The sequence below is a fragment of the Roseomonas sp. TF40 genome, from assembly GCF_057219975.1.
The window spans coordinates 1-13,514 of the sequence record NZ_JBXVVR010000008.1 but is presented as its reverse complement, the minus strand read 5'-3'; the positions used below and the strand labels follow the sequence as shown (position 1 = coordinate 13,514).

Annotated in this window: 14 protein-coding genes; 4 read left to right on the top strand and 10 right to left on the bottom strand. The window is 70.6% G+C overall.

Annotated features, from left to right (window positions below; all coding sequences use genetic code 11):
• The first annotated feature begins 1 nt into the window (after position 1).
• Both AC2D9U_RS19830 and AC2D9U_RS19825 read left to right on the top strand, forming a co-directional pair.
• Entirely contained in the window at positions 2 to 1,504 is a 1,503-nt protein-coding gene (locus tag AC2D9U_RS19830; RefSeq protein ID WP_484752114.1) for a M81 family metallopeptidase, read from the top strand.
• Positions 1,505 to 1,598: 94 nt separating this feature from the next.
• Entirely contained in the window at positions 1,599 to 2,084 is a 486-nt protein-coding gene (locus AC2D9U_RS19825) for a GNAT family N-acetyltransferase (protein WP_484752112.1), read from the top strand.
• A gap of 3 nt (positions 2,085 to 2,087) precedes the next feature.
• Here AC2D9U_RS19825 and AC2D9U_RS19820 read toward each other — a convergent pair whose 3' ends face one another.
• The 10 genes from AC2D9U_RS19820 to AC2D9U_RS19775 form a co-directional block, all read right to left on the bottom strand.
• Positions 2,088 to 3,014 carry a sugar kinase gene (locus AC2D9U_RS19820; protein WP_484752111.1) on the bottom strand — a complete coding sequence of 309 codons (927 nt, stop codon included), beginning with the start codon at positions 3,012 to 3,014 and terminating at the stop codon, positions 2,088 to 2,090.
• Between the two features lie 2 nt (positions 3,015 to 3,016).
• On the bottom strand, positions 3,017 to 3,667 hold the full coding sequence (locus AC2D9U_RS19815) for an RraA family protein (RefSeq protein WP_484752109.1): 651 nt from the start codon (positions 3,665 to 3,667) through the stop codon (positions 3,017 to 3,019).
• Positions 3,668 to 3,680: 13 nt separating this feature from the next.
• Complete coding sequence (locus AC2D9U_RS19810) at positions 3,681 to 4,316, bottom strand: bifunctional 4-hydroxy-2-oxoglutarate aldolase/2-dehydro-3-deoxy-phosphogluconate aldolase (RefSeq protein ID WP_484752107.1); 636 nt, start codon at positions 4,314 to 4,316, stop codon at positions 3,681 to 3,683.
• On the bottom strand, positions 4,307 to 5,260 hold the full coding sequence (locus tag AC2D9U_RS19805; protein ID WP_484752105.1) for a C-terminal binding protein: 954 nt from the start codon (positions 5,258 to 5,260) through the stop codon (positions 4,307 to 4,309). The genes AC2D9U_RS19810 and AC2D9U_RS19805 overlap by 10 nt, the downstream gene beginning before the upstream one ends.
• A 142-nt stretch (positions 5,261 to 5,402) precedes the next feature.
• Entirely contained in the window at positions 5,403 to 6,422 is a 1,020-nt protein-coding gene (locus AC2D9U_RS19800) for a DctP family TRAP transporter solute-binding subunit (RefSeq protein WP_484752104.1), read from the bottom strand.
• A 20-nt stretch (positions 6,423 to 6,442) separates the two neighbouring features.
• Entirely contained in the window at positions 6,443 to 7,729 is a 1,287-nt protein-coding gene (locus tag AC2D9U_RS19795) for a TRAP transporter large permease (RefSeq protein ID WP_484752102.1), read from the bottom strand.
• On the bottom strand, positions 7,726 to 8,235 hold the full coding sequence (locus AC2D9U_RS19790) for a TRAP transporter small permease (RefSeq protein ID WP_484752100.1): 510 nt from the start codon (positions 8,233 to 8,235) through the stop codon (positions 7,726 to 7,728). Before AC2D9U_RS19790 ends, AC2D9U_RS19795 begins: the two co-directional genes overlap by 4 nt.
• Positions 8,232 to 9,068, bottom strand: coding sequence for a MurR/RpiR family transcriptional regulator (locus AC2D9U_RS19785; RefSeq protein ID WP_484752099.1), 837 nt, complete (start codon positions 9,066 to 9,068; stop codon positions 8,232 to 8,234). Before AC2D9U_RS19785 ends, AC2D9U_RS19790 begins: the two co-directional genes overlap by 4 nt.
• A gap of 70 nt (positions 9,069 to 9,138) precedes the next feature.
• Positions 9,139 to 9,441 carry a hypothetical protein gene (locus AC2D9U_RS19780; RefSeq protein ID WP_484752097.1) on the bottom strand — a complete coding sequence of 101 codons (303 nt, stop codon included), beginning with the start codon at positions 9,439 to 9,441 and terminating at the stop codon, positions 9,139 to 9,141.
• A 76-nt stretch (positions 9,442 to 9,517) separates the two neighbouring features.
• Complete coding sequence (locus tag AC2D9U_RS19775) at positions 9,518 to 10,000, bottom strand: DUF3429 domain-containing protein (RefSeq protein WP_484752096.1); 483 nt, start codon at positions 9,998 to 10,000, stop codon at positions 9,518 to 9,520.
• A 100-nt stretch (positions 10,001 to 10,100) separates the two neighbouring features.
• Here AC2D9U_RS19775 and AC2D9U_RS19770 point away from each other — a divergent pair, with 100 nt between their 5' ends.
• Positions 10,101 to 11,399, top strand: coding sequence for a hemolysin family protein (locus AC2D9U_RS19770; RefSeq protein WP_484752094.1), 1,299 nt, complete (start codon positions 10,101 to 10,103; stop codon positions 11,397 to 11,399).
• A gap of 25 nt (positions 11,400 to 11,424) precedes the next feature.
• Positions 11,425 to 13,377 (top strand): GSCFA domain-containing protein, encoded by a 1,953-nt coding sequence (locus tag AC2D9U_RS19765; protein WP_484752580.1) that lies wholly within the window; start codon positions 11,425 to 11,427, stop codon positions 13,375 to 13,377.
• Positions 13,378 to 13,514: the final 137 nt, after the last annotated feature.

The window sequence follows — 13,514 nt, the reverse complement described above, 5'->3', positions numbered from 1 at the left end:
CATGCGCATCGCCATCGGTGGCTTCCTGCATGAGAGCCACTCCTTCGCCCCACTCCCCACCACCTGGGCCGATTTCCTCGCCCCCGGCGGCTGGCCCGCGGTACAGCGGCCGGCGACGCTCATCGAGACCATGCGCCACACCTCGGTGCCCACCGCCGGGGCGATCCGTGCGCTGGAGGCGGCGGGTGTCACCATCGCGCCGCTCTCCTGGGGCTTCGCCAATCCGGCCGGCCCTGTCACGGCCGAGGCCTTCGAGCGTCTGGCCGCGCTGATCTTCGCCGACCTGCAGGCCGCGATGGATGCGGGACCGTTGGACGGCCTCTACCTCGACCTGCATGGCGCCATGGTCGCCGAGCATTTCCCGGATGCGGAGGGCGAGTTGCTGCGCCGGGCGCGCGCCATCGTCGGACCCGATATCCCCATCACCGCCAGTCTAGACCCGCATTGCAACCTCACCGCCGCGATGGTGGCGCATGCCGATGCGCTCGCCCCCTTCCGCACCTATCCGCATGTGGACATGAAGGACGCCGGCGCACGCGCCATCGAGTTGCTGCTCGCGCGCATCAAGCTCGGCCGGCCCTTCGGCAAGGCGTTCCGGCAACTCGACTACCTCATCCCCATCACCGGGCAGTGCACGGTGGTGCCGCCGATGGCCGATGCGATGGCCGCGCGCGCCTCCCTGGCCTCGCGCATGGATGTGGCGGAGTTGGCGCTGTGCTTCGGCTTCCCCTATGCCGATTTCGCCGATTGCGGCGCCGCCATCGCCGCCTTCGCGCCCGACCAGGCGCGCGCCGATGCGGCGGCCGATGCGATGCTGGCCGATCTCAAGACGCGTGAGCCCGCCTTCGTGCCCGATATCCTCGATGCCCAGGCCGGTGTGGCGCGCGCCATCAAGCTCGGCGCGAAGGCGACGAAGCCGATCGTGCTGGCGGATACGCAGGACAATCCCGGCGGCGGCGGCCATGGCGACACCACCGGCCTGCTCGCGGAACTCATCCGCCAGGGCGCCGATGGCGCGGTGCTGGCGCTGATCAACGATGCCGAGAGCGCGGCCGCCTGCCACGCGGCCGGGGAGGGGGCGCAGGTCTCCCTCAGCCTCGGCGGCAAGTCGGATGGCGCGCCGCTGGCGCTCACCGCGCGGGTCATCCGGCTGACGGATGGGCACTTCGTCTGCACCGGGCCGATGGCCAAGGGGAATGTCGCGGATCTCGGCCCGACGGCGCTGATCAGCCCCGCGCCCGGCATTCGCGTGATCGTGACCTCGCGCAAGATGCAGGCCTATGACCAGGCGCTGTTCCGCCATGTCGGCATCGAGCCCGGCGCGCAGAAGATCCTCGCGCTGAAGTCGAGTGTGCATTTTCGGGCGGATTTTCAACCGATTGCCGAGACCGTGCTGGTCGTGGCCGCGCCCGGCCCGGTGGTGGCGGACCCCGCGACGCTGCCCTTCACCAGCCTCCGCCCCGGGCTGAGGCTGCGTCCTGGTGACAATCGTCGCATCGGCTGAGACATCTGGCAAAGCATCCGCGCCACGACCATGTCATGATGACGGCGCAGGAAGCAGGGATGTCGCCGGAACTGCGGGGCGGGAGCAGGTGAGCGTGTTGCGTGCAGGGAATGCGGATGTCCGGGTGCCCGGCGGAGAAGTGGCGCTGCGCGTGCTACGGCTCACGGCCCTGCCTGCGGGTTTCGAGGAACTGGCCGCCGACGCCACCGGCGATGGCGTGCGCCTGCTCGACGTGCTGCGCGAGGATTGGCTGGATGGTCGCCTGCGCTTCGACCAGCCGGGCGAGGCTTTCTTCGCGGTCCTGGCCGGCCCGGCGCTGCTGGGTGTCTGCGGCCTGACGATCGATCCCTATGCCAGGTCCGAAAGGCTGGGCCGCGTGCGGCGCCTCTATGTGCGGCGCGCCTCGCGGCGGGCAGGCGCGGGCCGGGCGCTGCTGGATGCGGTGGTGGCCGCCGCCACCGAGGCCGGCTTTCCGCGCCTGCGTGTCCGCGCCCCGGCCTCGGCCTTCGCCTTCTATGAGCGCTGCGGCTTCCTGCGCACGGTGGGCGAGGCGAGCGCCACCCATTTGCGCCCCTTGTAGAGACTACCGGTTCGCCTCCAGGAAGGCGGCGATCTCGGCCTCGTTCGGGATCGGCGCCACCGCGCCGTAGCCGGTAGTGGAGAGCGCCGCGGCCGCATTGGCATAGCGCGCCGCATCCCACAAATCCTCGCCCGCCACGCGCCGCGCCAGGAAGGCGCCGGCCATCGTGTCGCCCGCGCCGGTCGCATCCACCGCGGCCACCTTGTAGCCCGGGATGCGCCGGCGTTCCTCGCGCGTCGCCACCAGCACGCCCTCCGCGCCGAGCTTCAGCAGCACCATCGGGCAGAGGGTGAGGTAGAAATCGGCGATGGCGTCGGGTGCGAGCAACCCGGTGAGCGCCTGTGCATCCTCGAGCGAGGGGAAGACCACATCGGCCATCCCGATGGCTGCATGGATCACCGCGCTCGCCCGCGCCAGCGGCCAGAGGCGCAGGCGCAGATTGGTGTCGAAGCTCACCAGCGTGCCGGCCTCGCGTGCCACCTCCATCGCCCGCAGCCCGGCATCGCAGGCGCTGTCGGAAATGCCGAGCGTGATGCCCGAGAGGTGCAGCGCGCGGGCGGCGCGGATGGCGGGTTCGGGCAGGGTGGCGGGCTTCATCCGGCTGGCCGCACTGCCGCGCCGGTAGAAGGTGAAGTGATGCCCGCGCTCATCATGCGTCACGAAGTAGATGCCCGTCGGCGCCTCCGCGTCGCGCGTCACCAGCGCCGTCTCCACGCCCTCTGCCTGCCAGAGGGCGAGGAAGCTCTCGCCCGCCGCATCCTGGCCGATCGCCGTCACCATGCCGACCGAAGCCCCGCTGCGCGCCGCGGCGATGGCGGCGTTGGAGGTGTCGCCGCCATGGCCCTCGAGATAGAGGCTGCGGCCATCGCCGGTGGCGGGTTGCTGGTTGAATTCCAGCATCGGCTCGCCGAGGCAGAGGATGTCGGCCATGCTCAGATGCGCCCGTACTTCGCCAGGCCCTGCTTGAGCGACTTCCCCTCGACGATCAGGCGCGCCTGCTCGGCCTCGCGGGCATCGATCTCCTGCGCCATCTTCAGGACGGCGGCGGCGTGCTCGGGGCGGATGATGCACACGCCATCGACATCGCCGACGACGAGATCGCCCGGATGCACGACGATGCCGCCCACCATCACGGGAATATTCGCCGCGATGGTGGCGGTGCGGCCGAGGCTCGTACCCGGTGAGACATGCGGCGCAAAGACCGGCAGATCGTGGTCGCGCTGGATCTCCTGGATGTCGCGCACGCCGCCCGCGAGCAGCGCGCCGGCATGGCCCTTGGCATAGGCGCCCGCGCTCATGATGCCGCCCCAGAAGGCGAGGTCGTTGTCACCATGCACGCCGATGACGATGACGCTGCCCGGCGCGCTGTCCTCGATCAGGTCGAGCGCGGCGAGGGGGGGCAGGAATTCCTGCGTCGGCGCGTGCAGCGTGGTGACGGCGGGGCCGACCATGCGTTTCGCATTCACCTGGTTCTTCACGCTGTGGTGCAGGTAGCCGCGCTTGCCGGTGACCTTCTCGATGGCGTCGGCCAGCGAGGCGATGGCGACCGGGTGGAAGGCCGCGATGATCTCGGGCGTAAGCATGATGTTCTGTCCTTCAGGCTTGCATGAGGCCGAGCACGTCGCGTGCGGCCGCTTCGATCGCTGCGCGGTCGCCGCGCGCGAGCAGGGTCTCGTCCACCAGCTTGCCACCGATGCCCACGAAGGCGGCGCCGGCGGCGAGGTAGTCCGGCGCGTTGCGCGCATCCACGCCCCCGGTCGGGCAGAAGGCGACATCGGGGAAGACGGCGCGCAGCGCGCGGACATGGGCGGGCCCGCCGGCGGAGCTGGCGGGGAAGATCTTCACGACATCCGCACCGGCACTGCGCGCGGCGCGGACCTCGGTCGGCGTCATCGCACCCAGCATCGCGCAGGCACCGGCTTCATGCGCGGCCGCGGCCAGATCAGCGTCGATCCAGGGCGCGACGAGGAAGCGCGCCCCGGCGGCGAGGCAGGCCTCCGCGCTGGCGCGGTCGGGCACCGTGCCGGCGCCGACGAGCAGCGTGGGATCGCTGGCCAGGTCGCGGATCAGCGCGGGCGCATCGGGCACCGTCATCGTGATCTCGAAGACGGTGAGGCCAGCGCCGCGCAGCCACGCCACGGCACGCGCGGCGAGCGGCGCGCTGGAGGTGCGCACCACGGGGATGACGCGCGCGGCGCGCAGGCGTGGCAGCATGTCGGTGTTCAGGGCCATCGGTTCACCTGGTGCAGGGGCGCGGCGCCGGTCAGCAGCCGCACCACTTCCTCGGCCGCCTTGCGCTGGAGATCAAGGATCGCGGCCTCCGAATACCAGGCGGCGTGATCGGTGAGGATCACATTCGGCAGGCGGCGGAGCGGGCTCTCGGCGGGCAGGGGTTCGGCCTCGAAGACGTCGAGCCCCGCCCCCATCAGCCGTCCCGCCGCCAGCGCCTCGGCCAGCGCCGCCTCATCCACCAGCGCGCCGCGGCTGGTGTTCACCAGTACGGCATTCGGTTTGGTGCGGCCGAGGAAGTCCCGGCCCACGATGTGGCGCGTTGCCGGCGTGGCAGGGGCGTGCAGGCTGATCGCATCCGCCTCGGCCGCCAGCGTCGCCACATCCGTGAGCGTGCAGCCCGAGGGCGCCTCGCGCAGGCCCGGATCGGCGATGAGGATCCGGGCGAAGCCGAGCCCGCGCGCCTTGCGCAGGAAGGCCGCGCCGATCCGCCCCAGCCCGATCAGCCCGAGCGTGCCGCCGGCGAGGCGGAAGACCGGGCGCGAGCGTGGCACGCCCCAGCCGCCCGCGCGCACCCGCGCATCGGCCTCCGGCAGCCGCCGCGCCACGGCGAGCAGCAGCGCCAGCGCGTGGTCGGAGACCTCCTCCACGCCGTAATCGGGCACGTTGCAGACCGGAATGCGGCGCGCGGCGGCGGCGTCGAGCGCGATGTTGTCCACGCCCACGCCATAGCGGACGATGCCGCGCAGCCCGGGGGCGGCCTCCAGCGCCGCCGCGTCGATGGGGCTTTCGCGCACCATCGCCGCATCGGCGCCCGCGATGGCGGCACGCACCGCGCGCGCATCGCCGCGACACGGCACGAGGTCCAGCACGGCCCCGAGCGGGGCCAGCAGGCCCCGCTCGACATCGTAGTGATCGTAGCCGTCGTCCAGAACGACAACCTTCATGCGCGCGCCTCCGGCGCGGGCGACCGATTCAGACCTCCCGGCCTCGCGGCCGTCCGGTCATCGGGCGCGCCTGCGGGCGCCTTCGGCGCAGGCGACCGATTCAGACCTCCCGGCCTCGCGGCCGTCCGGTCATCGGGCGCCCTCATGCCGGCTGCGCGGCCCGAGTTGCGTTCAGCAGCTTCTCCACCCATTCGCGGCCGATCTCGCGCTCCAGCCATTCGCGCACGGCGGGCTGGGCGCGCTGGCGGAAGGCGTCGATCTGCGGGCCGGTCAGGCGCTGCACCGTCATGCCCTTCTCGCGCAGGATCGTCTCGGCATTCGCATCCTGCGCCGTGGTCATGCCGCGATGGATCACCTTCGCGATCTCGGTCGCCTGCGTCACCGCCTGGCGCTCCTCCGCGCCCAGGCGGTTCCAGAAGCGATCCGACATCAGGTAGGCGTGCAGCGAATAGACATGCCCGTTCAGCGTCACATGCCGCTGATGCTGGTAGAGCGAGCCGGCGAGGATGTTCGTCACGCCATTCTCCTGCCCATCCACCGTGCCCTGCGCGAGCGCGGCCGGCAGTTCACCCCAATCGATGGCGGAGGGGCTGGCGCCGAGGCTCTCCATCAGCCGCACGAAGACCGGCGAGGGCTGCACGCGCATCTTGAGCCCGCGCATGTCGTCCGGCGTGACGATCGGGCGGCGGTTGTTGGTCAAATGCCGAACGCCGTTATCGGCATGGGCGAGCAGGCGGATATTGGCGCGGCGGCGCATGTCATCCGCCATTTCGTTGCCGAAGCCGCCATCGAGCACCTTCCAGGCGATGGCCTGGTTCTCCCACAGGAAGGGCAGGGAGAAGACCTGGTAGGGCGCATAGGTGCCGGCCATGCCGCCATCATGCACCACCGCCATCTCGAGGCTGCCCAGGCGCAGCTGCTCCATCACCTGCGGCGCGGGCGCGATCTGCCCGGCGGGAAAGATGTCCACGCGCAGCCGCCCGCCGGTCGCGCCCTCGACCGAACTCTTGAAGGCCAGCGCGGCCGCGTGCTTCGGCTGGTCGAGCCGGCCGGGCTGGAAATGCGTGTAGCGGATCACGCGGGGCGCCTGCGCGCCGACCACGGAAGGTGCGGCCAGCGCGGCGGCGCCGAGCAGGCCGAGGTTGCGACGGGAAATGGACATCTTGCTTTCCTCCTTGGGGTTCACTTCAGGTAGCCCAGCGCGTTCGGCAGCCCGATGGAGAGCGCCGGCACGAAGGTGAGCAGCGCGAGAACCGCGATCTGCGCGCCGAGAAAGGGCCAGAGCTCGCGCACGATGGCGCCCATGCGCTGGCCGCTGACGATCTGGGTCACGAACAACAGCCCGCCCACCGGCGGCGTGATCATGCCCAGCGTCAAATTGACGATGACGATGATGGCGAAGTGCAGCCCGTCGATCCCCATGCTGGTGGCGAGTGGGGCGAGGATCGGCACCAGGATCATCACGCCGGGCAGGGGCTCGATGAAGATGCCGAACAGCAGCAGGAAGATGTTGACCGCGAGCAGGAATTGCAGCGGCGAGAGGCCCAGGCCCCCGATCCACCCGCCCACCGCCTGCGGCACCTGCAGCACGGTCAGCACATAGCCGAAGACGTTGCTCATCCCGATGATGAGCATCACCGCCGCCGTCATCACGCAGGTGCGCACCAGGATGCCCGGCAGCATCGCCGGCGTAAGGCTGCGATAGATCACCATGCCCGCGACCAGCGCGTAGAACACCGCGACGGCCGAGGCTTCGGTGGGGGTGAAGACGCCGCCATGGATGCCGCCGATGATGATCACCGGCAGCAGCAGCGCCGGGGCGGCACGCAGCAGGATCATGAGGAATTGCGGCAGGGCGGGCCGCGCATCGAGCCCGCGATAGCCGCGCTTCACGCTGATGCAGTGGTTCACGCCGATCAGCGCCGCCGAGATCAACAGGCCCGGCACGATGCCCGCCAGGAACAGCCCGTTCACGCTCACCGAATTGTCGGTCAGCGCATAGACCACCATGATGATGGAGGGCGGGATGATCGGCCCGACGATGGCGGTGGAGGCGGTGAGAGCCGCGCCATAGGCAGGCGCATAGCCGCCCTCGCGCATCATCTTCTGGATCACCGCGCCCGGCCCGGCGGCATCGGCCAGCGCGCTGCCCGAGATGCCCGAGAACAGCGTGAGCGTCAGGATGTTGGTGTGCCCCAGCCCGCCGCGGGCGCGGCCCACGCAGGCCATGGCGAAGCGAAGCAGCACTTCGGTCAGCCGCCCGCCGGTCATCAGCTCGGCGGCGAGGATGAAGAAGGGGATCGCCAGCAGCGGGAAGGAATCGAGGCCGGAGAAGACCTGCTGCGGCACAACGAGCAGATCCGCCAGATCCTCCTGCCAGATCACCACCAGGCCCGCCATGCCCATGGTGAGGGCGATCGGCACGCCGAGGATCATCGTGATGAGGAAGGTGAGGAAGAGCAGCGTCACAGCGAGCCCGCCTCCATCGCGCGGATGCGCTCGGCATCCGACTTGTCGACGAGGATGTGGTGCCGCGCGACCAGCAGCAGGTGCAGCAGCATCAGCCCCATGCCGATCGGGATGGCGAGGTAGATGGTGCCCACGGGCAGTCGCAGCACCGGCGTGCGCTGCATCATGGCGAATTGCGCGTATTCCCAGCCGAGCCAGAGCATCAGGGCGAGGAAGCCCGCCACCAGCAGCACCGCCACGGCACGCACCGGGATAGCGAGCACGCGCGGCAGGCTGTCGGGCAGCGTCTCCACCGCGATATGCGCGCCCTCCCGAAGGGCGAGGCCGGCGGCGAGGAAGGCCAGCCAGATCATCATGTAGCGGCTGACTTCCTCCGCCCAGGCGAGGGAAAGGCCGAAGCCGTAGCGCAGCACGACATTGCCGAAGACCAGCGTGCAGGAGGCCGCGAGCAGCACCGCGCAGACGAGGCGGTTGAGGAAAAGAAAGGCAGTCTCGGCGCGCTTCATGTGCCGATCCGCCGCTGGCGCAGGGCGGCCTTCATCCGGCCAAGACGTTCTTCCGCCGCCGGGGGCGAGAGCAGCGCCGCCGCCACGGCCAGCGCATCGCCAAGCACCAGATGCGCGATGCGGGAGACCATGGGCGTGTGGAGTTCGGTATTCTCCTCCACCTCGCAGGGCACGAGCAGCGTGGCGATGGCGGCGAGCGGCGAGGCCGGGCGGGTGATGGCCAGCACCGTCGCCCCCGCCTGCGCGGCCAGGGCGGCGACCTCCACCAATTCGCGCGTGCGCCCGGTATGGGAGACGCAGAGCACCACCGAATCGCCATCCAGCGTCGCCGCCGCCATGGCCTGCATGTGCGGATCATGCCGCGCCACCACGCCGCGGCAGACGCGGAAGAGCTTGTGCGCCAGATCCTCCGCCACCGCGGCCGAGGCGCCGAAGCCCCAGATCTCGACGCGCGCGGCGCGCACCAGGGCCAGCGCCCCGCGTTCGATGGCGAGACCATCGAGGCGTTGGCGCAGCTCGGTCAGGGCCGCGATGGTGTGATCGATCACCGCGCCGGCGGCCTCGGGCACCGGGGTGCCGGGGCCGATGCGCCGGTGCATCCGTGCCGACCCCACGCCCTCAGCGCGGGCGAGGGCCATGCGCAGATCGGCGAAGCCATCGAGGCCGAGCGAGCGGCAGAAGCGCACGACGGTGGGTTCGGAGACGCCGGCCGCCTTGGCCAGGCTCGCGACCGTGGCGGCCATGGCGGCGGCCGGATCGGCAGCGACGATATCGGCCACCTTGCGTTCGGCCGGGCTGAGCCGGTCGCGAATGGTGGCGATGCGGTTTTGCATCGGGCGTCTCCTCTTTCGTAACGCTACTACGAAGAGGGGGCGCCTTGTCCAGAGGCTTCCTGCGCGCTCCTCAGCCCGGCATGGCGTCCGCGGTGGCCTGGAGGCGGGCGGCCGCGGCCTTGGCGCGCTCGGCCTCTGCCGAGGCTTCGCCAAGTCGCTCCTGCAGGATGATGGCGCTTTCGCCCAGGCCCGCCACGGCGGTGCCCAGGGCGTTCATCTGGGTCCGGAACTGAGCGATGGCCTCCCTCTGCTCGGCCAGGGCCTGGTCCAATTGGCGTAGCGCAACACGCAGCCGCCGCTCAGCGGAGGGCGGGAAGGGCAGGATCTCCGCCTCGGTCGGGGGCGATTCGCGCTGGGGGCGGTCTGGCGTCACGGCGGTGGCTCCGGTGTGTTGCCGGAACCTTAATCGCGACGCAAAATAGAGACAAGTCCAAAAATATGGTTAATCTTCACCCTGCGGTTGCCGTCATCCCCAGGGCAAGGCTCAGCGCCGCGCCCAGGGAGAGCACCCAGCGCAACCGCAGATAGCCCGCCGGCATCAGCCGCGCCTGCGCCGCCACCGTCTCCATCGCCGCCGTCAGCAGGATGGCGCCCGCCACCACCGCGAGCCCCGTCCCCACCGGCAGCAGCAGCGCGACCCAGGCGACCAAGGCGGGCACGACGCCGAGCACGAGGCGCACCCGCTCCGCCGGCCTTTCATCCGGTATCGCCTGCAGCGCCAGCCCCCAATGCACCGCGCCCAGGAAGGCCAGGATCGTCGCGCCATAGGCCAGCAGCGGAAAGCCGAGCCCCGCCCAGCCCAGCGCCGCGCCGAGGCCGAGCCCGGCGAAGGGGATGAGCCCGCCCAGGCCGAGCAGCCAGGCGAGGGCGGGCAGCGGGGTGGCCGGGCGGGGCGCTGCCGAGGGCGGGGAGATGGCTGTGGGGTCCTGCATCGCCCCACTCTGGCGTGCCCGGCGCGCACCGCAAGCCCGAATGGTGGCAACCCGGTCCCCGCGACGCTACATGACGCGCGCAACATCCTGGATTGACCTGGTGGACATCGCCCTCGAACTGCTGCTGATCCTGCTTCTGGTCCTGCTGAACGGCGCCTTCGCAATGAGCGAACTGGCGATCGTCTCGGCGCGCCGGGCACGTCTCAGCGCCATGCAGCGCCGGGGCAGCGAGGGGGCGGCCGCGGCCATCGCGCTGGCCGACGACCCGCAGCGCTTCCTGCCCACCGTGCAGGTCGGCATCACCATGGTCGGCGTCCTGGCTGGTGCCTTCGGCGGCGCGCGCCTCGCCGCGATCCTCGATGATGGCGTCGCTTTGATCCCCTTCCTCGCGCCCTTCGCGCACGAGATCGCCTTCACCCTGGTGGTACTGCTGATCACCTATCTCTCGCTGATCCTGGGCGAGCTGGTGCCGAAGCAATTGGCGCTGCGCCATCCGGAGGCGGTGGCGGTGATGGTCGCGCGTCCGCTCGCCTTCCTCGGGCGCATCACCGCGCCGATGATCTGGGTGCTGTCCACCTCCTCCGCCCTGGTGCTCAGCCTGTTCGGCAAGCACACCCCGGCCGACACCGCCGTGACGGAAGAGGAGGTGAAGGCCGTGGTCGCCGAGGGTGCCACCTCGGGCGCCATCGAGACGGAGGAGCGCCAGATGATCGAGCGCGTGCTCCGCCTCGCCGACAAGCCGGTGCGCGCACTGATGACCCCGCGCAACGATCTGGAGTGGATCGACCGCACCGCGCCGGCGGCGGATGTTGCCGCACGGCTGCGCGCCTCGGGCGTCACGCGCTTCGTCGTGGCCGATGGGCGCATCGACAATGTGGTGGGCGTGGTGGCGGCGAAGGATCTGCTCGACCAGCTGCTGGAGGGCGCGCCGCTCTCGGTCGCGCGCGCGCTGCGCCAGGCGCGCGTGCTGCCCGATACGCTCTCCGCGCTGGATGCGCTGGAGCGCCTGCGGGGCGACCCGATCGGCATGGCCCTGGTGATGGACGAATACGGCAGTTTCGAGGGCGTGGTCACGGCCTCCGACCTGCTGGAGGCCATCGTGGGTGAGCTGGGTCCGGCGCCGGCGGCCGAATCGCGCCCCGCGGTGCGCCGCCATGATGGCTCGCTGCTGCTCGATGGCATGATGGCGTCGGACGAGTTGAAGGCGCGGCTTGATTTGCCCGAATTGCCGCGCGAGGGCACCTATCACACGGTCGCCGGCCTCATGCTCGCGCTGCTGCAGCGTGTGCCGAAGGAGGGCGACCGCATCGCCTGGGCGGGCTGGCGCTTCGAGATCGTGGACATGGACGGAAGGCGCGTGGACAAGGTGCTGGCGGTACGGGAAGACCAGGCGGCGTAGAGGCAGGTCGGCGGGGGTGGTGGCGATGCGCGTGACGGTGATCGGCAATTGCCAGGCGGCGGGGCTTGCTTCCTGCCTCGCCACCATGGTGCCGGGCCTTGAGGTCGTTGCGCGGCGCCCCGTCACCCCCGCTGCGCTGCAGGATCTGGCCCGCGAAAATGACTGGGTGCTGGTGCAGGGAGAAGAAGCTGCGCTACCCGCCGCGCTGGCAAGCCGCATGCTCGCTTGGCCGCGGCTGATCTTCGCCGCCTACCATCCGGACGCGACGCATGTCATGCGCGATGGGCGGGTCTTCGACAGCGCCATCGGCCCCTTCCATTCGGCACTGACACTACTCGGCTGGCGGGCTGGGCTCAGCCAGGCGCAGATCCTGAGGCTGTTTCGGACTGATGTTTTCGCCCGGGCCGGCTATTTCAACCAGTGGGAGTCATCCCGGCGTGCGTTGCTGGCCGAAGCGGAGGCAAGCGGAATCGCGCTGGACGCGGTGCTGGAGCTTCGCGCCGCGGAGGGCTGCTTCATGCATGCGCCCAACCATCCGGCCCTGCCGCTGATTGCCGATCTCGCACGCGCCTTGCTGCCGCGCCTTGGCCTGAAGGCGGCGGTCCCCCTGCCGGAACGCTTCGTCAGCGATGCGCTGGCGCGCAGCCTGGTGCTGCCCGTGTATCCGGAGATCGCTGCACGCCTCGGCCTCAGGGGCGACTACGCCTTCAAGCTGCCTTCCCGACTGATGGACGGCATGGAACACACCGAAGTCCTCGACCTGGAGAGGGCAGTGGCGCGCAGTCTGGCACAGCTGTCCTGCCTTGATCCCGGCTCGATATCCTGCTCGCGCTTCGAGACCCCCGCCTGGCAAGCCCTCGCGCAGGATCTGCCCGCGCTGGTCGCCACACCGCTGCCCAAGGCCGGCGGCAACCCCTATCGGGGCCTGCCGGCGCACCAATACTGGCGCCAATCCATCACCGAGACGCCGGGGCCGGAGGTCGATCCGGTCGTCGCCGCGCCCTTCACCATCACCAGGCGCACCGCCATCGCCACCGCCGGCAGCTGCTTCGCCCAGCATATCGCGCGCACGCTGAAGCAGGCCGGCTACAACCACATGGTCGCGGAGCCGCCGCCGCCGGAGCTCTCCGCCGCGCAGATCGAGGCCGGGCATTGGGGCGCCTTCTCCGCCCGCTACGGCAATGTCTATACCGCCCGGCAACTCGTGCAGCTGGTCGAGCGCGCCGAAGGCCGGTTCCGGCCCGCGGATGCCGCCTGGCGACGGCCCGATGGGCGCTGGGTGGATCCCTTCCGCCCGCAGATCGAGCCCGCGGGCTATGAAAGCCGTGCTGCGGTGATCGAGGCGCGCAAGCCGCATCTGCAGGCGGTGCGGCGGATGCTGCGGCGCGTGGAGGTCTTCGTCTTCACCCTCGGGCTCACCGAGGCCTGGCGCGCGCGGGCCGATGGCGCGGTCTTTCCGCTCGCGCCGGGCGTCGTGGCCGGGGAGATGGACCCGGCGGCCCATGAATTCGTGAACTTCAGCACCGCCGAGGTGCTGGCCGACCTGCACGCCTTCCATGCCGCGCTGCGCGCGATCAACCCGGGCGTGAAGCTGGTGCTCACCGTCTCCCCCGTGCCCCTGGTCGCGACCTATGAGCCGCGGCATGTGCTGGTCTCGACGGTGGCTAGCAAATCCATCCTACGCGCCGCGGCCGAGGAATTCTGCCGCGCGGTGCCGGAGACCTGGTACTTCCCCTCCTACGAGATCGTCACCGGCCCGCAGGCGCGTGGCACCGCCTTCGGTCCCGATCTGCGCGAGGTGACGGAGGCGACGGTGGCGCGCGTGATGTCGCTCTTCCTGCGCCATGCCGCCCAAGGGGCGGCCGCGACGCCGGCGCCGGCCGCGAGGGCGCAACCCGCCGCCGCGCCGGCCATCCCGGATGCCGAGACGGCCGCGCTGTTCCAGGTGCTCTGCGACGAGGAAAAGCTGGGCGCTTAGAGCGATATGCGTTCAGATGGAATCATCTGAACGCATTTCTTGCTCCAGATTCACTGATTTCTAGGTGTTTGATCCCAGGGTTTGATGGTGCAGTCTTTTCCCAGGCATGGAAGGACGCGCTATGGGCCAGGTTCTTC

Excerpts from the sequence above, each read along its gene's own strand:
- AC2D9U_RS19810 (WP_484752107.1), bottom strand. The coding sequence starts at position 4,316 with ATGGCCCTGAACACCGACATGCTGCCACGCCTGCGCGCCGCGCGCGTC.
- AC2D9U_RS19790 (WP_484752100.1), bottom strand. The coding sequence starts at position 8,235 with ATGAAGCGCGCCGAGACTGCCTTTCTTTTCCTCAACCGCCTCGTCTGC.
- AC2D9U_RS19765 (WP_484752580.1), top strand. The coding sequence starts at position 11,425 with ATGCGCGTGACGGTGATCGGCAATTGCCAGGCGGCGGGGCTTGCTTCC.
- AC2D9U_RS19830 (WP_484752114.1), top strand. The coding sequence starts at position 2 with ATGCGCATCGCCATCGGTGGCTTCCTGCATGAGAGCCACTCCTTCGCC.
- AC2D9U_RS19800 (WP_484752104.1), bottom strand. The coding sequence starts at position 6,422 with ATGTCCATTTCCCGTCGCAACCTCGGCCTGCTCGGCGCCGCCGCGCTG.
- AC2D9U_RS19815 (WP_484752109.1), bottom strand. The coding sequence starts at position 3,667 with ATGCTTACGCCCGAGATCATCGCGGCCTTCCACCCGGTCGCCATCGCC.
- AC2D9U_RS19775 (WP_484752096.1), bottom strand. The coding sequence starts at position 10,000 with ATGCAGGACCCCACAGCCATCTCCCCGCCCTCGGCAGCGCCCCGCCCG.
- AC2D9U_RS19785 (WP_484752099.1), bottom strand. The coding sequence starts at position 9,068 with ATGCAAAACCGCATCGCCACCATTCGCGACCGGCTCAGCCCGGCCGAA.
- AC2D9U_RS19805 (WP_484752105.1), bottom strand. The coding sequence starts at position 5,260 with ATGAAGGTTGTCGTTCTGGACGACGGCTACGATCACTACGATGTCGAG.
- AC2D9U_RS19820 (WP_484752111.1), bottom strand. The coding sequence starts at position 3,014 with ATGGCCGACATCCTCTGCCTCGGCGAGCCGATGCTGGAATTCAACCAG.